The following is a 24449-nucleotide window of genomic DNA, read 5'->3' as shown; positions in this document are numbered from 1 at the left end:
TAACCAATCATAAGGAAGATAAGCCTCTTTCAGCTACTTTTTTAAAATGTTAAAAAATTGCTTATTTTGTAGGGATAATATATTGACATCGTTTTAAATAGTTGCTATTCTATATCAAGGAAAATGTCGAAATACCTAGATTACTATAATAAAAATTGTTTGAATTTTAAGAAACCTAATAAAGTACCCCAAACTACCATTTCAGCTTCAGTGGATACTTCTCAATATTTTTCCTTTATATTAAGAGTATTCTTTCCTTATTAGTGCGTGTTCAAAAAGGAGGATGAAAAGGACCGAGAAGTTCGAGGCGGCGAAGCTTTGAGTAGCGGAACGTATGTAGTTAATACGTGAGCAACGGAAAAGCGAACCAACGAAGAAATTCGATGAGTCATTTTCACCGGACTTTTTGAACATCTCTATTAGTAATTCAGAGCAAGATAGCAAAATTAGAAATCTGTTTATTATATATTTTTATAAGGCAAAAGGAGGGAAATAAATGAAGTCGACAGGAATTATACGCAAGGTAGATGAACTTGGACGTGTAGTACTTCCGGTAGAACTTAGGAATACATTAGACATAAATCCAAAGGACAAAATGGAAATATTCGTGGAAAGTGACAGGATTGTTTTAAAAAAGCATATACCGAACTTAACCTGTCAAGTAACTGGTGAAGCATCAGAGGACAACATTATATTAGCAGATGGAAAAATCGTTTTAAGTCCTGCCAGTGCGAAGATGCTAGCAAAAGAAATTGCTTCTCAATTTACTGATGACAAGTAAATATTCCCTTCATTTTTATGTTTTAAACGACTTTTTTATACTTAGGACATGAACATTTTAGCTTCATCGAATACATCTCCTGGCTAAAATGTTATTCTCTCCTAACGTGTAAAAAGTAAATTTTTTAAAAAATTCTATTTACAGTAACTTAATTTATCTGTTAGAATAAGATAACTATTAAAAGTCATAAAGAGAGTCGACGCTTGCATAAGCACGTCGGCTCTCTTTTATTTCACGTTGGGAAAGTATAAAATTTTAGCAAAGGAGCTTTTCGACGTAGCTAAAATTTTAACGTCCTAAGTATAAGAAAAACTACGCATTCTCTAAAGGACGAGAGAATGCGAGTTTTTCTAATTAATCTTAATGCTCTAATTTGAAGCTTTTGCTTTTTTATTCCACGTGATAGGTTTGATAAACTTGGCGTTTGGGCATTTTCCGGTCTGTGGCAACTTGTTTAATAGCTTCTTTCGTAGAGATTTGTTTTTCCGTTACATAATAATCCACATGATCATTGATGGACAAATGGCTCCACCAAATGGTTGACTCCTGTTCTGTCTGCGATTCATTTCCTTCTACAACGAGACAGAACTCTCCCTTTAATTCCTGCTTATCTGCCCAAGTGATTAATTCTTCCGTTGTTCCGCGTGCATACTCCTCAAAACGCTTCGTTAATTCACGAGCCGCGACCACCTGTCTATTACCAAAAACTTTATGGATTGCGGTTAATGTATCTTTTACCCTATATGGTGATTCATAAAATAATAAGGTTGCCTGGAAGCTTTTTAACCGCTCCAGTTCAGACTCTTTATCCTTTTTCTTTCGTGGTAAAAAGCCATAAAAATAAAATTCACTTGCAGGTAAACCGGAGCCTACAAGGGCACAAAGTGCTGCATTAGCTCCCGGTAACACGACAACTTTCAGGTCATCTTCCAAGGCTGCTTTTACGAGCTCATATCCGGGGTCAGAAATAGCTGGCATTCCCGCATCACTGACAAGTGCAATCGATTCGCCAGTTTTTATCCGTTCTACAAGTTGTTCTTCTCTCGTTCGTTTACTATGTTCATGGTAACTAATAAGCGGTACAGTTATCTCAAAATGATTCAGGAGTTTTTTTGTATTTCTCGTATCCTCTGCAGCTATGATGGAAACGTTTTTTAGTGTATGTAAAGCACGGTATGTAATATCTTCCAAATTCCCTATTGGTGTTGGCACAACATAGAGAACCCCTGTTGTCTCATCATTAAAGCTCTTTTGAACCTTCATTTTGCATCACTTCTTTCAACCAATTGCGGATAAGTACCATCTTTCCTTTTCGTCCTAATTGTTTTATTTGATATTCCTTTTTCATTGCTTCTTCTTTGGTAGCAAATTTCTCAATATAGACCACTTGAAAAGGGCCCCTACCTCTTGTATATTTTGCACCTTTTCCTTCTCTATGCATTTTTAAACGATGTTCCAGATTATTGGTATATCCAGTGTACAATGAGTGATCATTACATTTTAAGATATATACCATGTGTTCCATCTCATCCATAAATAATTTCCTCAGCTTCCTTTGTATATGTGCCATCACTTTTATAAATATACAATGGAGGCAGGATCTTTAAATCTGCCTTTCCATCACGAACACCCTCGATTAACAGCATATTTGCTTCTTTTCCCATTCTTGGATAAACAAGCTTTAGTCGTTTCGGTTCCAAATTATATTTTCTGAATAAATGAATGATATCTACCAGTCTCCCTGGACGATGAACCATTGCTACTTTACCACCAGGCTTCACATGAAGTTTACATGCCTTCACAACATCTTCCAATGTACAATACACTTCATGTCTGGCAATGGTTAGATACTTATTTTGATTCTGTTCGTTATTAGAAGGTGTCCGAAAATATGGTGGATTACACGTTACAACTTCAAAAGAACTATGGCCTAAGACAGGTTTCATCTCTTTTAAATCACCATGTATCATCCGTAACTGTTCTCCCAAACCATTCAAAACAATATTGCGTTCGGCCATATTATAAATGCGTTCCTGAATCTCTACCCCAGTGATTTCTGCTTTTGTCCTTCTGGATAAAAGCAGAGGAATAACCCCGTTTCCCGTACATAGGTCGAGTATTTCCCCTTTCTTTTTAGGTACGGATGCAAAATGTGCCAGCAATACTGCATCCAATGAAAAGGCAAAGGCGGTAGAACTTTGGATAATTTGCATACTTTCATCGGCTAATAGGAAATCAATTCGTTCATCTTCATATAGTTGTACCATCGTTCTCTCCTGTTTCTTATGCTTTGAACATTAAAATTTTTGTTACAGGTTTCCTAAGTGTATTTTCTTGTCTGCCAACAAATGCCACATGAATTAATTCGCTAACATTCCCCGGCACCGTTATGGAGCGTAACGGTATTCTTAACTGTTAGAAAAACTCGCATTCGCTCGTCCTTTAGCGAATGGGTAGTTTTTCTTATACTTGGGACGTTAAAATTTAAGCTACGTCGAAAAACTCCTTTGCTAAAATTTTATACTTTCCTAACGTGTAAAGAAAGCTGCCTCATTTGAGACAGCTCCTTTTCCACGTGCTTATTATATCTTACTGGCGTGAAAACTCCATGATCATTCATTAAATGATCCCTTATTTCGTCTTGTCAAAGAATTCCAAGCAAAACATACAATCTTCATTTCTTCGCGGACTTCCAAACTCTAAATTACAAATATGGAATCCTTCCTCGTATAATCTTGCCAAATTGTCATACCCTTCACTTGGTAATTTCCTTTTTTTATCATCAGAAGTATTTTCTTTATTTGCAGTCTCTTCATTTCCTTCTATTGTATCCAAATGGTTTCTAAGGTTGTGATTTTCCATGGCAAGTCGGTGATTTTCTTCCAGTAATTCGCTTAATCGCTGTTTAAGGTCACCTAATTGCTCATATAATTCCCCAATTTGTTTTTCCATATCAGACACTTGATCAAAGATTTCCCGATTACTCACGCCCGCTCACCTCATTATCTTTGGCCCTGAGCTAAAATTCCCTCATCAATTAGTTCATCTAATGTATATTCAATCACACGTTCTTTTTCAGGAATTTCAATTTGGATCAGTTTTTCAAGAATATTTAACCCAACAACTTTCCCTTTACCATATGGTGTGTTAATAGCTTCCCCAATATCCGGTAATTCACGCTTTGCAGTTTCATAATCGTCGTTTTCGTATTTTAAGCAGCACATTAAACGTCCACATAAACCTGATATTTTAGCAGGGTTTAAAGAAAGATTTTGATCTTTTGCCATTTTAATAGACACAGGTTCAAAATCACCCAGAAATGTAGAGCAGCAGAGCATTCGCCCACATGGGCCAATTCCCCCAAGCATTTTTGCTTCATCACGAACACCGATTTGTCTTAATTCAATCCTCGTTTTAAACATGGCTGCTAAATCTTTTACTAATTCCCGAAAATCTACACGCCCATCTGCAGTAAAATAAAAAATAATTTTATTACGATCAAACGTATATTCTACTTCCACTAGATTCATATCTAGTTGATGTTCCTGAATCTTTTTTGTACATATGTCAAAAGCTTTTTTCGCTTCTTCCTGATTTTCAACTACCGTGAGTTTATCTTTCTCATCAGCAACTCTAAGGACCTTCTTCAATGGAAGAACAACATCTTCCTGATCTACTTTTTTATTGGTAATAACTACTTTACCAAATTCAATACCACGTACCGTTTCTACGATAACATAGTTATTTAAGGATATGTTGTCTTTACCGGGGTCAAAATAATATATTTTACCCGCCTTTTTAAAGCGGACACCAATTACTTCTATCATTTGTTTCACCTCTGTATTTGAAGTGCCAGCTGTTCAAACACCAGCGTCGGCTGAACATTTTGCTTCAATTTCCTTTTTGCTTGTAAAATAACATTTAAGCACTTCAGAATTCGCTCTTGTGAAAAAGACATAGATGCTTTTTCAAGCAAGGCATCTGCAGGATCAAAAAAAACAAGTGCCTTTTCATTGCCAATATGATAATAAAGAATATCTTTAAATGCCAATAATAATAAATCGAGAGCTTTTTCCTGTTCTTTTCTTTCTTTTAAATGAGGCAGCAAATGACTATGAATAAATAAATAGACATCTTCTGTGTTTTTGCATAACATTTCTATTAATTGTACCACTAATTTTCTCGCTTCTGCAAACCACTCATTCTCAGACCATTCTATCGCTTCTTGAATATTATTGGTTAAAGCGCTCATTAATAGTGCTGTCTGATGATTCACTCCGTTTTCTATTAATTTCTCTTTAAAATAAATCGGATTAAGTGGCTTTAAATCTATAACTTGACAACGAGAACGAATCGTTGGAATAATCGACTGGCTATTTTCCGTTAGCATAATTGCTGTGGTCTGCCTGCTTGGTTCTTCCAAAAATTTTAGGATTCGATTGGAAGCATTGGTCGTTAATGTATCCGCATCTTTAATAATATACACCTTTCGATTGGACTCAAGTCCCGAATAGGTGAATTCCTTTTGCAAACTTTCCACTTGTTCTTTCTTGATGGATTTCCCTTCTGGCTCTATCCAATGAACATCCGGATGATTATGAGAGTCAATACGTTTACAATTACTGCATGTTTGACAAGGTTCCGTACCATCTGAACTCTCACAAAATAGAACTTTGGCAATCAATAACGCTATTTCTTCTTTTCCTGTACCACGCTCACCTTGGAGCAGATACGCATGAGAAATACGGTCTTTTTGGATGCTATTTGTAATGACTTTACTTGCCAGGGGTTGTACCTCTGCTACTTCAGACCATGTTTTCATATGTACCCGTCCTTTTACTGTTTAAAAAATTGCCGTTCGCCATGCTTTTAGAAGAATGCCTTTGTATTGTACTAATCCAGATAGGAAAGTTTTATACTTTCCTTATAATTGAAATAAAGAAATCGGTTGTTGTTTCCTCACCGATTTCCTCTGTTGATTTACGTGTATAAATTAATTAACAATCCCTTGATTTCTCCAATCAAACCGAGGATATTTACTGTTTTTTCTTCTTGATTCATGATTTGCTCTGTCAATTCCAATAATTTCTCATCGACTTCTTTTACAAGGGTTAAATTCCTGCTTCCATTCATACCGAAACTTTGCCTTTGTTGTAAATCAAATCCATTCGACACGGTTTCATCCAAAAATGATTTGATTAACCGTTTAAATTTAGCAAGGTCCCGAAATGTACGGGAACGGGCAAGTTTATCTCCTTGTAGTGTAATATTCTTCATCAAGTTGTCTAATTCCTGGTGTTTTTGAAAGAGATGCTGGGACTGAAGCTGGGTTTGAAACGATTTTGTTTCAGCAGATGGTTGTCTTTTATATGTTGTATCTGTTTGTCTATGCATTTCATTGGTTATTTTCATTAGCTCCGCCCCCTCTAGTGAATAAGCTTAAAACTGATAAAAGGATTCAATTGGTAAGACAAATACGGTTGCTCCGCCAACTTCAACTTTAACTGGATTTGGAATATACGAATCTGCATTCCCTCCCATAGGAGAGATTGGTGCTACCATTTGTTCCCGATTGGAGCAGTTATCTTTAATGATATCCAAAACCTTATTAACATTTTCATCCTTGCACCCAATCATCAATGTTGTATTTCCTTCTTTTAAAAAACCACCTGTTGAAGCAAGTTTCGTTGATTGAAAATTTCCTTCCCCTAATGCATTTATTAGGCGGTTCGTATCTTTATCTTGAACAACAGCCATTATTAGCTTCATGCCTGACCTCCTTCATAAATTTGTTTGATATGTTAAAACACGAGTGACTAAGATTGGTTAACTAAACTTCGCTGCACTTGTTTTTTATACTTTCCTAACGTGCAAAAGGAAAGTTTATCTATCTGCCAAGATAAGAAAGTATACAATCCAGCACTTCTTCTTCAACTTGTTCCAGTGGTTGATCCGCATTGATGGTTTGGATACGATTAGAGAATTTTTTGGCAAGAATTTGATATCCTTCATATACTTTTTCGTGGAATACGATGTTTTCCAGATCTAAACGATTTCTCTCTCTATTTTTATTCGACGCAATACGTTCCAAACCCTTTTTTGGCTCAATATCAAAAAACAAGGTTACGTCTGGCATATGATCTGTAATCGCAAATTGATTAACAGCAAATACCTCCTCTATACCAAGACCTCGTGCATACCCTTGATAGGCTAAACTGCTGTCAATAAATCGATCACATAATATAATCTTACCCTGTTCAAGTGCTGGAAGAACTCTTTCCACTAAATGCTGTCTTCGGGCTGCGGCATATAATAACGCTTCCGTTCTTTCTTCCATTTTCGTATTGTTTGTATCAAGGATAATTTTCCGGATCTGTTCTGCAATATCTATTCCACCAGGTTCTCTTGTTGTCAGAACATCATAACCTAATGATTCTAACTTATGGTGAATGTTATGCAAAATCGTTGTTTTTCCGGCACCCTCTCCACCTTCAAATGTAATAAAATATCCGCTCACTTCATGTACTCCTTTAACTATCGCTGTAAATCCTAATACCTTGAGTTCGCTGTTGCAACTTTACACCTTGTTGAAGCAAATAATTGATGGTGAAAAGATGTGTTTCCGTAATTTCCTCTCCCTTTAAAACAAGAGGTATTCCAGGTGGGTAAGGTATGATTGATTCAGCGGCTATCTTTCCTATTCCTTTTTCAAGAGGAACATCTGTATATGTTAACTGATTCATTTCCTGGTAAGATAAAGCTAATTCCTTAATGGATTTAGGAAAGAGCTCTGATATATCTATTGTAGCACGGATTTCCCCTTTTTTTAATCGTTCATTGATTCTTTTTATCGCTTTTTTTAAGCGGTTGACATTTTCATAGGAAGCTAGCCCATGAACGAGAAGAATCTGATTGTCTGTGGTAAGTTCTGGGAATATGGATGACTCTTCCAATGAGGCCACAACTTCCTGGATGGAAAAACCCGGTTTCACGTGTAACGTTATTTTTAATAAGTCATTCTCATCTGTATGGGGAAGTACATCCCAACAAATACATTTTTCAAGCAGAGCCCTAACATTTCGTATACTGCACTCAATCCTTCGCAAATTTTCCTTTGTTCTTGTTGCTAAGAAATACCTTGCAATATCCAATGATGCCATTAATGGATAGGATGGACTGCTTGACTGCAGCATCTGTAAATAATAGGCAATTTTATCACGTAGAGCAGAACTGGATTTAATATGTAGATAAGAAGATTGAGTCATCGCTGGTGCCGTCTTATGAGCCGACTGAACTACCACATCCGCTCCAAGATGAAGGGCAGATGGTGGAAACGGTTCTCCTAAAGAAAAATGCACTCCATGAGCTTCATCCACTAAAACTGGAATATGATAAGTATGAATCCAATCTATCATTCTTTTGATCTGATACGTTTTTCCAAAGTAATCAGGATAGGTAAGTACGACCGCCTTTGCATCACGGTGCTGCTTTAATGAAGCTTTTACTGTTTCCAAACTGGGTGAAGTAAAGCGGCCAACTTGTTTATCATATTCCGGTGCAAGAAAGACAGGTTTTGCCCCGCTTAATTCCAGTGCATGGAAAATAGATTTATGGCTGTTTCGCTGGACAATGACTTTATCCCCAGGATGACAGCAAGCAAGAATCATTGCCAGATTCCCCGCTGTACTGCCACCTACAAGGAAAAACGTATCATCTGCCTGAAAAAAATCAGCCGCAAGCTGCTGTGCCTCTTTAATCGCTCCAGCCGGTGCATGCAAATCATCTAATCCGGAAAGCTCTGTAACATCTAATCTTAGAATTTGCCGAAAATCCTCCTGAACATGTTCAGGAAAAATCCTGCCATTTTTATGTCCAGGTACATGAAAAGATACCGGGTCATTGGATGCAAATTGATGGACCGTAGAATACAACGGTAATTTATTCTGATTCATGTCATATCTCCATTCTATTACTGCTGCTATTATATTAATCCAAGAAAAAAAGCCTTTGCAAGCAAAGACTTAGATTACGAGTATAATTTCGGTTTACTTATATTTTTTAATTTTTGTAAGTAGTAGTTATACTTTTTCTCTCTTGGTTCGGTATGAATAATATTATGTTCGCATTCTGAGCAAATAAACATGTTGTATAAATGAATTCCTGTTTCCTTTTCATCCTCACAAATACCACAACGTTCGTTTAAATTTGTCTGTTCCATCTAAACCACCTCCGTTAGAAAATAGTATCTCCTAATCTAACGGAATGTATACAAGGAAACTTTGAAACTTTTTCCCTTTTAAATGATAAATAGATGAATGGCTGTTAACGATGCCACTCCAAATAATCCTAAAAATCCTGCAACTACTGCGGTAAATAGATTGATAGGAATATGTAGTCCGATAGCACCGCCAAACACATTAACAAAAAATAAAAACAGAATGCCAATTCCAAGTTTAATGGTTGCTTGTCCAATAAATCGCATCGGCTTAATTGGAGCACCTACAAGTAAAAGAATAACAATTAATCCAACCATAATGCTAATAACGAGTGTGGAATTCACCAATAACCAACCCCTCTTTTTCTTCCGCTTTTTTATTTACCCTTATTTATTATTTATGACGAAAAGAGGAAGAAAAGAACCAAATTTAATAAGGGATGGGACATTGCTAGAACACTCTTGTTCTATAGCGAATGATTTCATAAGGGAGAAATTTTGTTGTTTTATCACGTGATAAGAAAAATCCGAACTAATTCAAACTCTAAAAGGAAGAAGTTTGAATCATAGTTCGGATTTTTCTTTAACTATACTATTTTTTGTCCCAGCCTCTTTATCGTTATTCTTATATTCTAGTAATCTAGTATTTTAACGAAGCGCACTCAACTTACGATGTCTTGCTTCTTTTAATAAGAAAATATACTTTGCTTGGGCAAGCGCTTCATGAAGCTGGCCGTTTTGAGTAGGTTCAATACTTTTTTCCATAATCGAATGAATCTGTTTCCATTCACTCTCCAATTTATATATCGTTTCCAGCAAATTGCTGTCTATTTCTTTTTTCTTTATTTTTCTACCCATGAACCCCACCTAATTTCTTACAAATCTCTTCTTCCCTCTAATGCTTTTGACAAAGTAACTTCATCTGCATACTCTAAATCTCCTCCAACTGGGAGACCATGAGCAATTCGTGTGGTACGGATGCCCGATGGTTTAACTAAGCGAGAGATATACATTGCCGTAGCTTCACCTTCAATATTCGGGTTAGTTGCCAGGATGAGTTCTTCTATTTCATCATCCTTTAATCGTTTAATTAAGTCAGGGACATTGATATCTTCTGGACCAATGCCATCCATAGGTGAGATTGCACCGTGAAGAACATGGTACTTTCCACGATATTCTTTCATTTTTTCCATCGCAATGACATCTTTTGGATCTTGTACAACACAGATAATCGACTGATCTCGAGATGTATCTGAACAAATGGAACATGGATCTTGGTCGGTTATATGACCACATACAGAGCAATGTGTCAGTTCACGCTTTGCATTCACTAATGCATTGGCAAAATCCATGACGTCATCATCTTTCATATTGATAACAAAAAATGCCAGGCGGACAGCTGTCTTTGGCCCTATGCCTGGCAATTTAGTAAAACTGTCAATCAGTTTTGAAATTGGTTCCGGATAATACATGATGTGCCTCCTAGAACATTCCAGGCATATTTAGACCTTTCGTAAATTGCCCCATAGTGGAATTTGTTTTATCGTCGATTTGTTTTAAAACATCATTGGTAGCGGCTAAAATTAAGTCCTGGAGCATATCGATATCATCAGGGTCCACTACTTCTTCTTTAATTTGAACATCTGTGATTTCCTTTTTCCCATTAGCAACCACGGTAACCATTCCACCGCCTGCCGATGCTTCAAACGTCATTTCATACAGCTCTTCCTGCGCCTTCATCATTTTCTTTTGCATTTTTTGCATTTGTTTCATCATATTATTCATATTTCCCTTCATGGAAATACCTCCTTTATAATTTCAGTTCATTCCTTGTTTTTCATTCAAGGAAAATTAATCATGTATTTCTATCAAGTCATCCCCAAAAAGCTTCTTGGCTTCATCTACAATCGGATTTGACTGGTCCTTTGGTTCTTCAGGATTACTTTTTTCTTGCTTGCTAATAAAATCGGCACGTAGCTCCGTCCAATCATTATCTGGAATGGCAATTATCTCCAGCTGCCTACCCAATACATTGGATAGAACGGACTCCACCGTCTCTTGATGTTCTAAAAATAAAGAACAATGTATTTCATATTTAAAAGCAACAACTAACGCCTGATCTGAAGCAGCAGCAGGTTTACTATCCTGAATGGTAGCATGTGCTGGAGCATTCATCGCCTTTAACCGACTCAAGAAATCAGCCCAATTGGACTGAACTTGTTTTAATGCTTGCTTCTCTGCTTGCTTCAATACTTCACGAATTCGTTCATATGGAACTTTGTAACTGTTTTTACCGGTTCTTGCAGGTCTTCTTTTTTCCTTTGCTGCCTCTGGCTGATTCACAGCTGGACCAGGATTTTGTTTTAACTGCTGCAATTGTTTTTCAAGCTGTGATATCTTTTGATTCATCTGCAACACCGCATCCGAATCAATGGAACCAGTCTTCTGTTCTTGATCATGGTAACGATTCGTTATTGTTAAAAGTGCAATTTCAATAAACACTTTCGGACTGTTTGTCCATTTGATTTCCTGCTGACACTGATTCAACTGCATAATCGCATCCTGAATCCAATCATTGGAAACTGCTTCAGCCAATGATTGAAATGCCTCATCAGCCCTGGCTCTTTCCAGTAGTCCTTCAAGGCTTGGAGCACTTTTAAATAATAGTAAGTCACGCATAAAATAAATTAAATCATATACAAACCGTCCTGGATCTTTCCCGTTTTGAATGATGGTGTCCAATAATTGTAATGCTTCCTGAACATCTTTATGATACATAGCTTGAACGATTTCCGTAAGTACTCCCTGGGATACCCCTCCGGTCACAGCTAATACGTCTTCTAACTGTACCATCTCGTCACTGTAGGAAATGGCTTGATCTAATATACTTAATGCATCACGCATTCCGCCTTCTGCAGCTAGTGCAACTGTTTCCAAAGCCTCTTTTGAAACAGCTATATTTTCCGCATCTATAATCGTCTTCATGCGTTCCACGATAGCCTGATTGGAAATTGGTTTAAAATCAAACCGCTGACATCTGGAAAGAATGGTTAGTGGAATCTTATGCGGTTCTGTCGTCGCTAAAATAAATACAACATGCTTAGGTGGTTCTTCCAATGTTTTTAATAGTGCATTGAATGCATTATTCGAAATCATATGCACTTCATCAATGATGTACACTTTATATGGAACAGAACTAGATGCGTATTTCACATTTTCACGTATTTCACGAATATCATCGACACTTGTATTGGAAGCTGCATCGATTTCTATGACATCTGAAATCGACCCATCCTGAATGCCTCGGCATGCGGCACATTCATTACATGGTTCCTTAACAGGCGTATGTTCACAGTTAATCGCTTTTGCAAAAATCTTGGCAGCACTCGTTTTCCCAGTTCCTCTAGGCCCTGAAAACACATAAGCATGCGAAAACTTCTGCTGAACAATTGCATTTTGCAATGTGCGTGTAATATGAGTTTGTCCTGCTACATCTTTAAAATTCCTTGGGCGCCAAACGCGGTATAATGCTTGATAGCTCATAGCAAAAATTCCCCTCTACATTCTATTTTTTATTATACCCGATTTGAGGGGTGAATGTGAACTATGACGGAAAATGATTTCTTCAAAAATATTTCCATTTATTGATCACAGGTTATTTAATAGAAAAACCCGCATTCACTCTTTCTTTAGTAAATGTGTTAGTTTTTCTTATATTTGGGACGTTTAAATTTTAGCCATGTCAAACCCACTTCTCAGCTAAAATGATGTGTAATCATCAGTTTGCATGTAAATAAAAAAAGCTAGAGAATTATCCCTAACTTTTACTTATTATATGTATGCCGTGCACCCATCGTTGATGAAACGACTATATGCGTTACTCAAGTTCATGGCTCAGCCTAGGCTTCCCCGCGGCACACAGAAATGACCACTTACTGCTGCTTCCTTCCGGACCTGACAGGGTTCATGGGTTTCTGTTGCGCAGGACCCGGGCGTCAACACCAATTCCTTGAGGCAGACCATACAGCCGCCCACCTCGGATGGGATTTCGGCCTCGCTATAGCGGATTGCGAGTACAGGGCACCGCTACCTCCCCGCTTAGCACGGTAATTACCATTATAGCGACATTAATCGAATTTTGCAATGGTAATTAAAGTAAATCCCCTTTTTTCCTATTTCTTAGTTCTCGAAAAAAGTCAGTTAATAGTCCTGCACATTCAGCTTCTAATATTCCGCTCGTTACCTTGACCTGATGATTAAATCTTGGCTCATCCAGTAAATTCATTAATGTTCCAGCACATCCTGCCTTTGGATCATGTGCACCATAAACAACATGTTTTATTCTGGATTGGACAATTGCTCCTGCACACATCGGGCATGGCTCTAGGGTTACATAAAGCGTACAGTCCTCTAAACGCCAACTCCCTATTTTTTTATTTGCTTCTTGAATGGCAATTAATTCTGCATGAGATAAGGTCGTTTGAGACGTTTCCCGTAAGTTATAGCCGGAAGCAATGATTTCATCTTGAAAAACAATTACTGCTCCAATCGGTACTTCATTCCTATCACGAGCCTTTTTTGCTTCATTAATTGCCGCTATCATAAATTTTTCATCAAACATCAAATCACAACATTTCTTTAAATATGTTCTTTTATAAAGGCTGTTACCCTAAAGGTTGTTGTTGTTAAATAACATATATAATATCCGGACTAACAAAAATTCCTATCGTGATGCTCTCGCTTATCCTAATGATGATAGCGTGCATGCATTAGCTCCGGTAGAATACTTACGGTTCGTGGGCAGACCTAAAGCCTCATCAAGGAAAACCGCAGCTGCTCAGGTCTGGAACGTGCTATTCCCACAGGACAAGGAATACCAGAGTGAGATCCTGCAGTGCGTTAGCACGAGGAGGATCACGGGTCGCCCTAAGGTGCGCGTAGTGTATTTCCGTAGCGGTAAGTTGGTACTCCAATATCATTTAAAGTTAGTCCACAGTTTATTTCAACTGCGAAGACTTACGAAAAAGCCTTTATAAAATACCTCTTATCGTTATAATAATCATCTTATGTACCGAGGGCAAGTACACATTTACTTTAAAGTGATGAGAAAGTATTTCCAAATGCATAACTTTTCCGGGAGATTCATACAGTGTAGTAACAACTACAATTAAAGGAGGAAGTTTATTGCAAATTCATGTTGTACAGCCAGGAGATTCCTTGTTTTCGATTGCCAATACATATAGTTCATCTACCAATATGATTATTGAAGCAAATGAATTAGATGCTCCAGAAAATCTTGTGGTAGGTCAGGCTTTGGTCATTCCCATTGTAGGACAATTTTACTTTGTACAACCGGGAGATACCCTATACACCATAGCCAGTAGATTTGGTATATCGTATCAAGAATTGGCGGAAATCAACAACTTCCCAATTGGTAACATATTACCTATTGGTTTGCGACTATATGTACCTCCACCTACCAAACGTCCAATTACATCAATGGGTTATGTAGAACCACTTGGCGGGACGGTATCAGAAACGTTAGAAAATGCTGCTAGCAAAACAGCCCCGTATTTAACGTATTTAGCACATTTTAGTTTTAGAGTAAATCGGGATGGTACGCTTACTCCTCCACCATTAGGGAATTTAAGGCAAATAGCCGAGGCGAATGATGCTTCCTTAACACTAGTGGTGACGAATTTGGAAGAAGGAGAATTCAGTTCTGAATTAGGACATATTATCCTAACTGTTCAAGCAGTACAAAATACCTTACTGGATGAGATAGTTAACACCGCTACAGCAGGCGGATATCGTGATGTTCACTTTGACTTTGAATTTATCTTCCCTGAAGATAGAGAAGCATACAATACTTTTTTACGAAAAGCTAAAGATCGCCTGTCTCAAGCTGGATTAATTATGTCGACTGCTTTAGCTCCAAAAACGAGTGCTGAACAAACCGGGATTGTATATGAAGCACATGACTATAGAACACATGGGGAAATTGCTGATTTTGTTGTGTTAATGACATATGAATGGGGATACAGTTATGGACCTCCGATGGCCGTTTCTCCATTAGATCAAGTACGACGCGTTGTGGAATACGCCGTAACAGAAATACCTCCCGAGAAAATTATTCTGGGACAAAACCTGTATGGATATGACTGGACGCTTCCATTTGTGGAAGGAGGAGATCCAGCAAGAGCAATTAGTCCACAGCAGGCCATCGCATTAGCGAGAGAGAATAATGTAGCTATTCAGTTTGACCAAACAGCTCAGGCACCTTATTTCTTTTATACAGACACAGAAGGAAACCAGCATGAAGTATGGTTTGAAGATGCCCGATCCATTCAAGGCAAATTTGATCTAATTCGTGAATTTGGTTTACTGGGAATTGCATATTGGAAGCTGGGATTAGCATTCCCACAAAATTGGCTCTTAATAGATGACCAATTTGATATAACTAAATTAGACTAATTTCCATTTATGTATTTAGTGATAAAAACATCAAATCTTTTAGAAAACAGCCTTATAAAAACAAAAATCCGAACTAATTCGAATTCTAACGTAAGAATTTTGAATTATTGTTCGGATTTTTTCTTTTACTAAAACACCTTTCCCCAGCCTCTTATTCATTTGACATCCCCATCAGTTTCCTTAATTCTTCTTCATTTGTTATTAAATCCTTCAGTGTGTATTCCTCCAGGACTTTAAAGAATGAATGTAATGCCTTATTTAATGCGTGTTTTAATGTGCAGGCAGGGGTAATGACACAATGATTCGTTCCCTTATCAAAACACTCCAGTAAATTAAAGTCATTCTCTAGTATACGAACGAGCATCCCAATATTAATTTCGTCTGCTGGTTTAGCTAAACGGATACCACCATTTCTTCCTCTAATCGTTTCTATTAACTCCAATTTATTCAACTCATAAACTATTTTTCCTAAATGATGCTGAGATATATTAAATACATCCGAAATCTCTTTTATACTAGCAAGCTCTCCATCTGGTTTCATCCCAGAAAAAATTAATACACGCAGTGCATAATCGGTATATTTCTTTAACTGCAAGCTATGCCACCTCACTTTTGCCCCTTCACAATATTGTAACACATATTTCATTTCTCCTATTGATACAGTGTGAATATTTTATATACAATAAAGATGTATTCAGAATACAGGTTTAATTTTTATAGAAATGGAGTGTTATGATGACGACTGAAACAAAAAAATTAGATGAGCAAACCATTGATATTGTTAAATCTACTGTTCCTGTTCTTCAAGAATTTGGCACCACCATTACCAAGCGATTCTATGAAACAATGTTCGAAAATCACCCAGAATTAAAAAATATCTTTAATCAAACCAATCAAAGGAAAGGTAATCAGCCTAAGGCTCTTGCAAACGCTGTCCTTGCCGCAGCAAAGTATATTGATAACCTGGAGGAAATTTTACCGGCAGTCAAGCAAATAGCCCAAAAACATAGAAGCTTAAATATTAAACCTGAACAATACCCGATTGTAGGGGAGAATTTATTATTTGCTATTAAAGATGTATTAGGAGATGCCGCTACGGACGATATCATCAACGCCTGGGCAAATGCCTATGAGGTTATAGCCGATGTCTTTATATCTGTGGAGCGTGATATGTATGAAGAAGTACAGAACTTACCAGGTGGATGGGTCGGTTACCGAGATTTTAAAGTAGTGGAAAAAGTGGTGGAAAGTGATGTCATTACATCTTTCTATTTACAGCCAGCAGATGGTGGGGAAATTCCTCCATATCAGCCTGGACAATATATTACTGTTAAAGCGGAAATAGAGAAGGAGCCTTACACCCATTTACGCCAGTATAGTTTGTCAGATGCTCCTGGGGAAAATTATTACCGTATCAGTGTCAAACGAGAAGATGCTACAGGGGATAATCCAGCGGGTGTTGTATCCGCTTTCCTACATAATAACATTAAAAAAGGGAGTATGATTCCTATTAGTGCGCCAGCTGGAGATTTTGTATTGGACCAAACGGATAGCCGTCCATTAGTGTTATTAAGCGGAGGCGTCGGTTTAACACCAATGATGGGTATGCTGGAAACAGTTATTAAAGAACAATCCGATCGTGACGTATACTATATTCATGCAACAAGAAACGGAAAGTTCCATGCAATGAAAAATCGTGTAAATGAGATTGCACACAATTATCAGCAAGTAACAAGCTATACGGTTTATGATGATCCGGTTGAAGGAGATCAATTCGATAAAAAAGGGTATATCGATTATGAATGGTTGGCTTCTATTTTACCAACAGAAGATGCAGCATTTTATTTCTGTGGACCAAAAGGATTCATGCGAGCAATGTATCAAAACCTAATTCAATTCGGCGTTTCCAACGATGATATCCATTATGAAATTTTCGGGCCAGCAGACGATATTACGAGATGAACTTAACTTTTACAAAAGTAAAATCTGTGAAACAATATGGCTATCGTCACAATGAACGATAGCCATAGTTTTCTTATTATTCTTCTAATGTTGACGTATCTCCTGTTGGTAAGCCAAGCTCCCATGATTTTAAGAGACGGCGCATAATTTTACCACTGCGTGTTTTCGGAATACTGTCTTTTACTTCTATTTCGCGAGGTGCTGCATGGGCACTTAAACCTGTTTTTACAAATTTGCGGATGTCTTCTAAGAGCTCTGGTGACTCTTCATATCCTTCATTTAATGTAATAAATGCTTTAATAATTTCACCACGTTCCGGATGCGGTTTTCCAATTACCCCCGCTTCCACAACTGCTTCATGTTCAATTAGTTTACTTTCCACCTCAAATGGTCCAACACGTTCACCCGATGTATTAATAACATCATCCAAACGCCCCTGGAACCAGAAATAACCATCTTCATCCCGGTAAGCACTATCCCCTGATACATACCATCCATTAATAAAATAACTTTCATATTTACTTGGATTATTCCAAATCTGCCGCATCATGGAAGGCCAACCGGCTTTAATAGCCAGATTTCCCATCTGATTAGGTGGAAGCTCATTTCCTTCATTATCGACAATGGCTGCTTCTACTCCTGGGATTGGTTTGCCCATGGAACCAGGGCGAATTTCAAGTGACGGTATATTCACAATAAGCTGTGCCCCTGTTTCCGTCATCCACCATGTATCATGAATTCTTAAGTCAAATGCCTTCAGCCCCCAAGTAATAACTTCAGGATTAAGCGGTTCACCGACACTCATAATATGTCGCAGTGAGGATAGATCGTAGTTTTTCACTTTCTCCTCTCCGTGACTAACAAGCATGCGCAATGCCGTTGGTGCCGTATACCAAACCGTAACTTTATACTTTTCCAATGTTTGATACCAATCATCCGGTGTAAATCTTCCACCTCGAATGACATTGGTTACTCCGTGCAGCCAAGGGGCAAAAATCCCATAACTTGTTCCCGTTACCCAGCCTGGGTCGGCAGTACACCAGTATATATCGTCTTCTTTTAAGTCAAGAACCCATTCCCCTGTGGCATAATGCTGAATCATCGCATGGTGAACGTGGTATACTCCTTTTGGTTTTCCAGTAGATCCAGAAGTATAATGAAGCAGCATTCCGTCTTCTAAATCCACCCATTCTATTTCAAAATCATCTGATGCAGCTTCCATTTCTTTGTTGTAATCGATATACTTATCTGAGTTATCAGCAACTTCTCCAACTACCACTATTTTTTCTAAATCCGGTAAATCTGCCTGTGGTACTCGTTCAAGAAGATCTGGAGTTGTAATAAGCACTTTTGCTTCACTGTCCTGCAAACGGTCGCGGACAGCCTGCTCCATAAACGCTTCAAAAAGTGGACCGGCAACTGCAGCTACCTTTAAGATTCCAAAGAAAGCTGTATAAAATTCAGGACTCCTTGGCATGAACAAAAATACACGATCGCCTTTCTCAATGCCATAATTTCTCAAGACATTGGCGAATTTATTACTGTCTTTGCTTAATTGTCCAAATGTAACCTTTTCTTCTCTTTCCGGCGAAGAGTATAACAGGGCAACTTTATCTTTCTTTTCCGGGTTTTCTGCATGACGATCTAAAGCTTCATAAGCCATATTCACTTTTCCGGTCTTATCCCATGAGAAATTCTTTTTTACCTGTTCCCACGAAAAATTTCCCCGATACTTTTCATAGTCCTTTAAGTTATGATTTCCATCTCTTACTGGTACAACTTTCATATCCATCCGTTTTCACCTCACCCAAGAATTGAAATCGATTACAAAACTAATAAAATAAAATAATTAAAATATTAAGTAACTTACTTCTATTTTAGAACATTCTGTGACAATTTTAAAGTGGGAAGCCTAAAAAAAATAAAAAACACACTAAAAATTATTTTCAGTGTGTTTTTTAGCTTGGAAAGGAAGAATCAAGACGCTTGCAATTTGGTTCTTTCTTCCTTCCGTTTCATGTTGTTAGAAATAATCAAGGCACAGCTTGCGTCCCCTGCGATATTTAGTGACGTTCGGAGCATATCCAGGATACGATCGACACCAACGATAAGTGCAATCCCTTCAACTGGTAACCCGATTTGGTTCAATACCATTGCCAGCATAATTAATCCTACTCCAGGAACACCTGCCGTACCGATGCTTGCTAATGTAGCGGTAAGAATGATGATAATAATGTCGGTAAAATCCAATGATATCGTATAAACTTGAGCAATAAAAACGGTCGCAACAGCCTGCATGATTCCTGTCCCATCCATATTAATCGTTGCCCCTAAAGGCTGAACAAAACTGCTGACTTCTTTTTTAATTCCCAATTTTTCCTGGGCAATTTTTAAAGATAGTGGCAACGTTGCACTGGAACTGGATGTACTAAACGCAACAGACATAGCTGGGGAGAAATCTTTATAGAATGTAAGTGGATTGCTTTTACCAAGCAGCCATATTGCTAAACCGTAAGTAACAGTTCCATGAATGATCAAACTTAGAATAACCGTCCCCATATACATTGCCATCGATCCAATAGCATTTATACCGGCTCCTCCAATAGCAGAAGCAATTAGGGCAAATGCCCCATATGGTGCGGTCTTCATTACAATTTTTATTAACCACATCAATAATTCATTGGCTTGTTCGAATAAACGATGAATTCCCTTCGTTTTTTCACCTAGTACCCCTAATCCCAGACCAATAAATATGGCAAAAGCAATAATTTGCAGCATGTCCCCTGATGCCATGGATTTTATTGGATTGCTTGGGATAATATTTACCAGCGTATCCATAATTGGCGGAGCGGATTGTTCTTCGTATTCCATATTGCTTGTATTAAATATTCCTTCTTCTCCAGGCTGGATCATATATGCTAAGCCAATCCCAATAGAAAGTGCTATAGATGTAGAAACAAGAAAGAAAAAGATTGTTTGAATGCCTATTTTACCAACTTTCGCTGGTTCACCTAATCCGGCTGCTCCAAGTACAATCGATACAAATACTATCGGGACAACCAGCATCATAATTAAATTCAGAAAGATTTGACCGACCGGAGATAAAATATAGGTATCTATTATATTAAAGAAAGAAACCGGTGAAAAACTCAGACTAATACCAACAATAACCCCTAAAATAAGAGCTATCATTATTTTCTTTGTTAAGCTCATGTTGGTAGCTCCTCTCATTTATGAAGTTTCGTGATTACATGAAATGACTCTAATGTGCTAAATCTTGAACTGCAGCTAGTATGATAAGGAAGTGAAGAAACCACATCGTGAAATGTTACGTTGAGGGGGTGTAGGAATGATAGCAAGCGGCCCCGGCAGGATTCGAACCTGCGACACATGGTTTAGGAAACCATTGCTCTATCCCCTGAGCTACGAGGCCAAAAAAATTTACGTTAGTACTTTAAATTATACAAAAAATTCATCGAAAAGAAAAGTATAAAACCAGTGAGATGTATGTTAAAATAATAAGTTGTGTATTACACGTGTAAAGCCAAATGGATTGGAGGATTGGCTATGGCTGAAGTTCCTTTTATTGCTATAGAGGGACCTATTGGAATTGGAAAGACATCTCTTGCAAAAAAGCTTTCCAATCATTATGATTTTCATTTATTAAAAGAAATTGTAGAAGAGAATCCTTTTCTAGGGAAATTCTATGATGATATTGAAGCATGGAGCTTCCAAACAGAAATGTTCTTCTTATGCAATCGATTTAAACAATTAGAAGATATTGAACAGCAGTATTTACTAAAAGGTAAACCAGTTGTTGCTGATTACCATATATCTAAAAATATGATTTTTGCTAAACGTACCTTACAAGCGGACAAGCTTAATAAATACGAGAAAATCTATCACATATTAACAGCAGATATGCCTGTTCCAAATATCATGATTTATCTAAATGCAAGCCTTGATACTATTTTGAATCGGATACGCAAGCGTGGAAGAGACATCGAGAAAAATATAAAACCATCTTACCTTGAGCAGCTATCCAAGGACTACGAAGTCTATATGAATGAATTTGAAAGGATGCATCCAGATATACCTGTTATCCGCATTGACGGTGATAAAATGGACTTTGTTACCTATCAAAATGATTTAGAAACAATCATTAGTATGGTAGACAGGCATATTAAAGAGATTAGCATCGAGAAAATGAAGGGGAATGTACATGAATCTAAGAGAAAAATATCAAATCCCAAATGATAGTGTCATTACTATTGCGGGTACGGTAGGCGTAGGTAAATCTACCATGACCAAAGCATTAGCAAAAGCACTGAATTTTAAAACCTCACTTGAAAAAGTAGAAACCAATCCATATTTAGAAGATTTCTATCGTGACTTTGAACGCTGGAGTTTTCATTTACAAATTTATTTCCTTGCAGAACGTTTTAAAGAGCAAAAGAAAATTTTTGAATATGGTGGAGGTTTTATACAAGACCGCTCTATTTATGAGGATACTGGAATTTTTGCTAAAATGCATTATGAAAATGGGAATATGTCAAAAACAGATTATGAAACCTATACCAATTTATTCGAGTCCATGGTAATGACACCTTATTTTCCACATCCTGATCTTCTTATTTATTTAGAAGGGCCATTGGATGCCATATTAAAGCGAATTGATGAACGAGGTCGATCCATGGAAAAAAGTACTCCGATTTCCTATTGGGAAGAAATGCATCGTCGTTATGAAGAATGGATTAATAATTTTAATGCATGTCCTATTTTACGGATTGATATTACAGATTATGATCTCATGAAAGAAGAAAAATCCATTGAACCAATCCTGGAGAAAGTCGGCCATTTTATCCAACAGTCCAGAAAACGTACATCAAGAGGTAAATACTGATTAGAACAGGGAGGCCATTATGTAGACCTCTCTGTTTTTATTGGTCTTTTCCCAATTCCTCAGAACGTGCTTTTGCACTTTTAACACATTCCATTAAAATCTTTTGAAAATGATTCTCCTCCAGCACTTTAATCCCAGCTTCCGTTGTTCCTTTAGGACTTGTTATTTTTTGTCTTAATACATTTGGTGAATCCTCTGATTGCTGTAACATCGCACCAGCACCAACCACTGTTTGTGTGATTAATTCCTTTGCAGTTTGTTGGTCTAATCCTGCTTCTATAGCGGCGTTTTCCATGGCCTCTACCATATAATATAAATAAGCAGGTCCACTTCCAGAAATAGCCGTAACAATGTGCATATCAGCTTCTGCCACTATCGTAGTTGTTCCGATGGTGTTAAATAGTTTTTCTGCCTGGTTAACATGTTCATTACTTGCATATTTCCCTTTAGAAATGGCAGTGGCGGAATATCCAATCATTGCAGAGGTATTTGGCATTGCGCGAATGACAGGTAAATCCATTTCCAATTCTTTTATAATCGTATCGGTAGACACTCCAGCGAGAATGGAGATGATAAGTTGTCTTTTATTCATATGTCCTTTTATTTCATGCATAAAATCATGTAAATCATAGGGTTTCATAGCTAAGATAAGAATATCGGCATCTTGAATGATCCTTTCCTTTTCTTGTGTACAGAAAACCTGGTATCTCTCTTTTATATACTCTAAACGATTAATATTGCTTTTATTTGCAACTTTAATTTGGTCCTTTTTAACAATACCAGCGTTAATAACCCCAGACAAAATTGCCTCTGCAGCAGAGCCTGCTCCGAAAAAAGCTATGTTCTTATCCATTGTTTTAGCCTCCTTTAGCAAAAGTGTTCGATTCTATTATACTTACGACGTAAAAAAGCCCATTCCTTCCTAATCCAATAGGACGGAATGAGTTCCGCGTTACCATCTAAATTGATAAGCAATCTTCCCCAAACTCTTTGATAACATGGGAATCTGCGGTTGGTTTTATGCTAACAACACCTAGGGTAGATTTCTTACAAGCGACTTCGCTGGAATCTTTCAGTCTGAGGATTTCATTCTATTTCGAATAGACATTGTACTACTAGCCAAATCAGCGTCTTTCCTGTCCATTTTGTTTTAAGTAATATATGCTCTTCTCCCATATTTGTCAAGCCGAAATTGGAAAATAAAAAATTTACCCATATCCTTGGATTCGGTCAAAGAGAACATCAGGGATATTGTTGGCATACGAGTCGTATGTTCCTTTATTTCTGATATTTACCGTATTTCTGAAATGATTGAGCACCAGAAAGATGTCACATTAGTGACAAAAAAGGATTATATTAAACACCCTAAACCAAATGGATATAAAAGTTTGCATTTAATAGTCTCCGTACCGGTGTTTATGTCGGATCGAGTAGAGCAAGTGTATGTAGAAATCCAGATCCGCACTGTTGCCATGGGTTTTTGGGCCAGCCTGGGACATAAAATATACTATAAATACGATAATGCCATACCTGAACATTTATCCAAAGAATTAGCGGATGCAGCCAAAGTAGCAAATGATTTAGATCAACGGATGGAGCAGCTGCATAAAGAAGTAAATGAAGTAAAAGAACAAGACCAACCAGATAATGAAGAGAAACCTCATTTTCCAATTAATTTCCTGGAATCTTTTATAAAGTGAATTATTACGTGTTTAGAAAAAAGAACAAAAGCGCAAGCGCCCGTTTAGCGACGTACGGACTGGACTGAGCTGCAGGAGATAAAGGAAACACGACGAACGAAGGGAATCGATGTTGACTTATCGTGCGGAGGCGAAGGAAGTCTCGCTAGTCGCTGGGCGCTAGAGCTGGATGTGGCTACTTATAGTAGAAAATTATCCACAGGTTTTACATTTTATAATTTCCTAAGCAATAATAAAACACCGTTACAAATAAAACGTAACGGTGTTTTTTATCTCCAATATTATGTACGCGTTTTTTAGTTAAAATGGAGGAGGTAGAGGGATTCGAACCCCCGCGCGGTTTGACCCGCCTGTCGGTGTTCAAGACCGATCCCTTCAGCCAGACTTGGGTATACCTCCATGACGACAAGAAAT

General features: G+C 37.5%; 27 protein-coding genes, 2 tRNA genes and 1 other RNA gene. 6 read left to right on the top strand and 24 right to left on the bottom strand.

Annotation, left to right across the window (positions count from 1 at the left end):
- The first annotated feature begins 496 nt into the window (after positions 1 to 496).
- The gene (locus tag GMJ66_RS08955) at positions 497 to 781 is read left to right on the top strand and encodes an AbrB/MazE/SpoVT family DNA-binding domain-containing protein (RefSeq protein WP_156289976.1); all 285 of its coding nucleotides are present in this window, start codon (positions 497 to 499) and stop codon (positions 779 to 781) included.
- 390 nt (positions 782 to 1171) lie between these two features.
- Here GMJ66_RS08955 and rsmI read toward each other — a convergent pair whose 3' ends face one another.
- From rsmI to tadA, 18 genes are all read right to left on the bottom strand, one after another.
- The gene (gene rsmI, locus GMJ66_RS08950) at positions 1172 to 2044 is read right to left on the bottom strand and encodes a 16S rRNA (cytidine(1402)-2'-O)-methyltransferase (RefSeq protein ID WP_156289975.1); all 873 of its coding nucleotides are present in this window, start codon (positions 2042 to 2044) and stop codon (positions 1172 to 1174) included.
- Positions 2022 to 2315 carry a GIY-YIG nuclease family protein gene (locus tag GMJ66_RS08945; RefSeq protein ID WP_197046652.1) on the bottom strand — a complete coding sequence of 98 codons (294 nt, stop codon included), beginning with the start codon at positions 2313 to 2315 and terminating at the stop codon, positions 2022 to 2024. Before GMJ66_RS08945 ends, rsmI begins: the two co-directional genes overlap by 23 nt.
- Positions 2308 to 3048 (bottom strand): tRNA1(Val) (adenine(37)-N6)-methyltransferase, encoded by a 741-nt coding sequence (locus GMJ66_RS08940; RefSeq protein ID WP_156289974.1) that lies wholly within the window; start codon positions 3046 to 3048, stop codon positions 2308 to 2310. The genes GMJ66_RS08945 and GMJ66_RS08940 overlap by 8 nt, the downstream gene beginning before the upstream one ends.
- Positions 3049 to 3412: 364 nt before the next feature.
- A complete protein-coding gene (gene yabA, locus GMJ66_RS08935; protein WP_156289973.1) occupies positions 3413 to 3769 on the bottom strand; it encodes a DNA replication initiation control protein YabA in 357 nt (118 codons plus the stop codon).
- A 14-nt stretch (positions 3770 to 3783) separates the two neighbouring features.
- Positions 3784 to 4608, bottom strand: coding sequence for a PSP1 domain-containing protein (locus GMJ66_RS08930; protein ID WP_156289972.1), 825 nt, complete (start codon positions 4606 to 4608; stop codon positions 3784 to 3786).
- A gap of 5 nt (positions 4609 to 4613) precedes the next feature.
- Entirely contained in the window at positions 4614 to 5603 is a 990-nt protein-coding gene (gene holB, locus GMJ66_RS08925) for a DNA polymerase III subunit delta' (RefSeq protein ID WP_156289971.1), read from the bottom strand.
- A 158-nt stretch (positions 5604 to 5761) separates the two neighbouring features.
- On the bottom strand, positions 5762 to 6193 hold the full coding sequence (locus GMJ66_RS08920; protein ID WP_156289970.1) for a YaaR family protein: 432 nt from the start codon (positions 6191 to 6193) through the stop codon (positions 5762 to 5764).
- Positions 6194 to 6220: 27 nt separating this feature from the next.
- The gene (locus GMJ66_RS08915) at positions 6221 to 6550 is read right to left on the bottom strand and encodes a cyclic-di-AMP receptor (protein ID WP_156289969.1); all 330 of its coding nucleotides are present in this window, start codon (positions 6548 to 6550) and stop codon (positions 6221 to 6223) included.
- Positions 6551 to 6668: 118 nt separating this feature from the next.
- Positions 6669 to 7298: a dTMP kinase gene (gene tmk / locus GMJ66_RS08910; RefSeq protein WP_156289968.1), complete on the bottom strand. Its 630-nt coding sequence runs from the start codon at positions 7296 to 7298 to the stop codon at positions 6669 to 6671.
- Between the two features lie 13 nt (positions 7299 to 7311).
- Positions 7312 to 8733, bottom strand: a complete 1422-nt coding sequence (locus tag GMJ66_RS08905; RefSeq protein ID WP_156289967.1) for an aminotransferase class I/II-fold pyridoxal phosphate-dependent enzyme — start codon at positions 8731 to 8733, stop codon at positions 7312 to 7314.
- Positions 8734 to 8807: 74 nt separating this feature from the next.
- Positions 8808 to 8999 carry a sigma factor G inhibitor Gin gene (locus GMJ66_RS08900; protein ID WP_156289966.1) on the bottom strand — a complete coding sequence of 64 codons (192 nt, stop codon included), beginning with the start codon at positions 8997 to 8999 and terminating at the stop codon, positions 8808 to 8810.
- 78 nt (positions 9000 to 9077) lie between these two features.
- Entirely contained in the window at positions 9078 to 9341 is a 264-nt protein-coding gene (locus tag GMJ66_RS08895; RefSeq protein WP_156290025.1) for a pro-sigmaK processing inhibitor BofA family protein, read from the bottom strand.
- Between the two features lie 303 nt (positions 9342 to 9644).
- A complete protein-coding gene (locus tag GMJ66_RS08890) occupies positions 9645 to 9854 on the bottom strand; it encodes a YaaL family protein (protein ID WP_156289965.1) in 210 nt (69 codons plus the stop codon).
- Between the two features lie 17 nt (positions 9855 to 9871).
- A complete protein-coding gene (recR, locus tag GMJ66_RS08885; RefSeq protein ID WP_156289964.1) occupies positions 9872 to 10468 on the bottom strand; it encodes a recombination mediator RecR in 597 nt (198 codons plus the stop codon).
- 10 nt (positions 10469 to 10478) lie between these two features.
- Entirely contained in the window at positions 10479 to 10799 is a 321-nt protein-coding gene (locus tag GMJ66_RS08880; RefSeq protein ID WP_331279674.1) for a YbaB/EbfC family nucleoid-associated protein, read from the bottom strand.
- A gap of 48 nt (positions 10800 to 10847) precedes the next feature.
- Positions 10848 to 12539 carry a DNA polymerase III subunit gamma/tau gene (dnaX, locus tag GMJ66_RS08875; protein ID WP_156289962.1) on the bottom strand — a complete coding sequence of 564 codons (1692 nt, stop codon included), beginning with the start codon at positions 12537 to 12539 and terminating at the stop codon, positions 10848 to 10850.
- Positions 12540 to 12838: 299 nt separating this feature from the next.
- Positions 12839 to 13103, bottom strand: an RNA gene (gene ffs / locus GMJ66_RS08870) — signal recognition particle sRNA large type.
- Positions 13104 to 13146: 43 nt separating this feature from the next.
- The gene (gene tadA, locus GMJ66_RS08865; protein ID WP_156289961.1) at positions 13147 to 13617 is read right to left on the bottom strand and encodes a tRNA adenosine(34) deaminase TadA; all 471 of its coding nucleotides are present in this window, start codon (positions 13615 to 13617) and stop codon (positions 13147 to 13149) included.
- Positions 13618 to 14180: 563 nt separating this feature from the next.
- Here tadA and GMJ66_RS08860 point away from each other — a divergent pair.
- A complete protein-coding gene (locus GMJ66_RS08860) occupies positions 14181 to 15470 on the top strand; it encodes a LysM peptidoglycan-binding domain-containing protein (RefSeq protein ID WP_156289960.1) in 1290 nt (429 codons plus the stop codon).
- 151 nt (positions 15471 to 15621) lie between these two features.
- Here the strand turns inward: GMJ66_RS08860 and GMJ66_RS08855 are convergent, their stop codons facing one another.
- Positions 15622 to 16065: an Rrf2 family transcriptional regulator gene (locus tag GMJ66_RS08855; protein WP_156289959.1), complete on the bottom strand. Its 444-nt coding sequence runs from the start codon at positions 16063 to 16065 to the stop codon at positions 15622 to 15624.
- Positions 16066 to 16205: 140 nt separating this feature from the next.
- Here GMJ66_RS08855 and hmpA point away from each other — a divergent pair, with 140 nt between their 5' ends.
- Positions 16206 to 17432, top strand: a complete 1227-nt coding sequence (hmpA, locus tag GMJ66_RS08850; protein ID WP_156289958.1) for an NO-inducible flavohemoprotein — start codon at positions 16206 to 16208, stop codon at positions 17430 to 17432.
- A 76-nt stretch (positions 17433 to 17508) separates the two neighbouring features.
- Here the strand turns inward: hmpA and acsA are convergent, their stop codons facing one another.
- The 3 genes from acsA to GMJ66_RS08835 all read right to left on the bottom strand — a co-directional run bounded on the left by acsA (position 17509) and on the right by GMJ66_RS08835 (position 20865).
- Positions 17509 to 19224 (bottom strand): acetate--CoA ligase, encoded by a 1716-nt coding sequence (acsA, locus tag GMJ66_RS08845; protein WP_156289957.1) that lies wholly within the window; start codon positions 19222 to 19224, stop codon positions 17509 to 17511.
- A gap of 185 nt (positions 19225 to 19409) precedes the next feature.
- A complete protein-coding gene (locus GMJ66_RS08840) occupies positions 19410 to 20645 on the bottom strand; it encodes a dicarboxylate/amino acid:cation symporter (protein WP_156289956.1) in 1236 nt (411 codons plus the stop codon).
- 147 nt (positions 20646 to 20792) lie between these two features.
- A tRNA-Arg gene (locus GMJ66_RS08835) sits at positions 20793 to 20865 on the bottom strand.
- Between the two features lie 134 nt (positions 20866 to 20999).
- On the opposite strand from GMJ66_RS08835, the gene GMJ66_RS08830 reads away from it, so the two are divergent.
- Together GMJ66_RS08830 and GMJ66_RS08825 are read left to right on the top strand one after the other, a co-directional pair.
- Positions 21000 to 21689, top strand: coding sequence for a deoxynucleoside kinase (locus tag GMJ66_RS08830; protein ID WP_156289955.1), 690 nt, complete (start codon positions 21000 to 21002; stop codon positions 21687 to 21689).
- On the top strand, positions 21655 to 22335 hold the full coding sequence (locus GMJ66_RS08825; RefSeq protein ID WP_156289954.1) for a deoxynucleoside kinase: 681 nt from the start codon (positions 21655 to 21657) through the stop codon (positions 22333 to 22335). Before GMJ66_RS08830 ends, GMJ66_RS08825 begins: the two co-directional genes overlap by 35 nt.
- Before the next feature lie 37 nt (positions 22336 to 22372).
- Here GMJ66_RS08825 and proC read toward each other — a convergent pair whose 3' ends face one another.
- Positions 22373 to 23188 carry a pyrroline-5-carboxylate reductase gene (gene proC / locus GMJ66_RS08820; protein WP_156289953.1) on the bottom strand — a complete coding sequence of 272 codons (816 nt, stop codon included), beginning with the start codon at positions 23186 to 23188 and terminating at the stop codon, positions 22373 to 22375.
- Positions 23189 to 23513: 325 nt separating this feature from the next.
- On the opposite strand from proC, the gene GMJ66_RS08815 reads away from it, so the two are divergent.
- Complete coding sequence (locus tag GMJ66_RS08815) at positions 23514 to 24035, top strand: GTP pyrophosphokinase (protein WP_407939208.1); 522 nt, start codon at positions 23514 to 23516, stop codon at positions 24033 to 24035.
- A 306-nt stretch (positions 24036 to 24341) separates the two neighbouring features.
- On the opposite strand, the gene GMJ66_RS08810 is transcribed toward GMJ66_RS08815, so the two are convergent.
- Positions 24342 to 24434, bottom strand: a tRNA-Ser gene (locus tag GMJ66_RS08810).
- Between the last annotated feature and the right edge of the window lie 15 nt (positions 24435 to 24449).

The organism is Oceanobacillus salinisoli (genome assembly GCF_009733865.1).
Lineage (GTDB): Bacteria > Bacillota > Bacilli > Bacillales > Amphibacillaceae > Oceanobacillus > Oceanobacillus salinisoli.
Note: the sequence above shows the minus strand (reverse complement) of the source record. Positions and strands in the feature narration are given on the sequence as shown.

Bases quoted from the DNA above. Each gene is read 5' to 3' on its own strand.
- tadA (WP_156289961.1), bottom strand. From the start codon at position 13,617: ATGTTTGATGAAAAATTTATGATAGCGGCAATTAATGAAGCAAAAAAG.
- GMJ66_RS08955 (WP_156289976.1), top strand. From the start codon at position 497: ATGAAGTCGACAGGAATTATACGCAAGGTAGATGAACTTGGACGTGTA.
- GMJ66_RS08945 (WP_197046652.1), bottom strand. From the start codon at position 2,315: ATGGATGAGATGGAACACATGGTATATATCTTAAAATGTAATGATCAC.
- GMJ66_RS08890 (WP_156289965.1), bottom strand. From the start codon at position 9,854: ATGGGTAGAAAAATAAAGAAAAAAGAAATAGACAGCAATTTGCTGGAA.
- dnaX (WP_156289962.1), bottom strand. From the start codon at position 12,539: ATGAGCTATCAAGCATTATACCGCGTTTGGCGCCCAAGGAATTTTAAA.
- acsA (WP_156289957.1), bottom strand. From the start codon at position 19,224: ATGGATATGAAAGTTGTACCAGTAAGAGATGGAAATCATAACTTAAAG.
- GMJ66_RS08825 (WP_156289954.1), top strand. From the start codon at position 21,655: ATGAATCTAAGAGAAAAATATCAAATCCCAAATGATAGTGTCATTACT.
- GMJ66_RS08830 (WP_156289955.1), top strand. From the start codon at position 21,000: ATGGCTGAAGTTCCTTTTATTGCTATAGAGGGACCTATTGGAATTGGA.
- GMJ66_RS08840 (WP_156289956.1), bottom strand. From the start codon at position 20,645: ATGAGCTTAACAAAGAAAATAATGATAGCTCTTATTTTAGGGGTTATT.
- GMJ66_RS08930 (WP_156289972.1), bottom strand. From the start codon at position 4,608: ATGATAGAAGTAATTGGTGTCCGCTTTAAAAAGGCGGGTAAAATATAT.
- GMJ66_RS08915 (WP_156289969.1), bottom strand. From the start codon at position 6,550: ATGAAGCTAATAATGGCTGTTGTTCAAGATAAAGATACGAACCGCCTA.
- proC (WP_156289953.1), bottom strand. From the start codon at position 23,188: ATGGATAAGAACATAGCTTTTTTCGGAGCAGGCTCTGCTGCAGAGGCA.
- GMJ66_RS08900 (WP_156289966.1), bottom strand. From the start codon at position 8,999: ATGGAACAGACAAATTTAAACGAACGTTGTGGTATTTGTGAGGATGAA.
- holB (WP_156289971.1), bottom strand. From the start codon at position 5,603: ATGAAAACATGGTCTGAAGTAGCAGAGGTACAACCCCTGGCAAGTAAA.
- rsmI (WP_156289975.1), bottom strand. From the start codon at position 2,044: ATGAAGGTTCAAAAGAGCTTTAATGATGAGACAACAGGGGTTCTCTAT.
- GMJ66_RS08905 (WP_156289967.1), bottom strand. From the start codon at position 8,733: ATGAATCAGAATAAATTACCGTTGTATTCTACGGTCCATCAATTTGCA.
- GMJ66_RS08920 (WP_156289970.1), bottom strand. From the start codon at position 6,193: ATGAAAATAACCAATGAAATGCATAGACAAACAGATACAACATATAAA.
- recR (WP_156289964.1), bottom strand. From the start codon at position 10,468: ATGTATTATCCGGAACCAATTTCAAAACTGATTGACAGTTTTACTAAA.
- hmpA (WP_156289958.1), top strand. From the start codon at position 16,206: ATGACGACTGAAACAAAAAAATTAGATGAGCAAACCATTGATATTGTT.
- GMJ66_RS08940 (WP_156289974.1), bottom strand. From the start codon at position 3,048: ATGGTACAACTATATGAAGATGAACGAATTGATTTCCTATTAGCCGAT.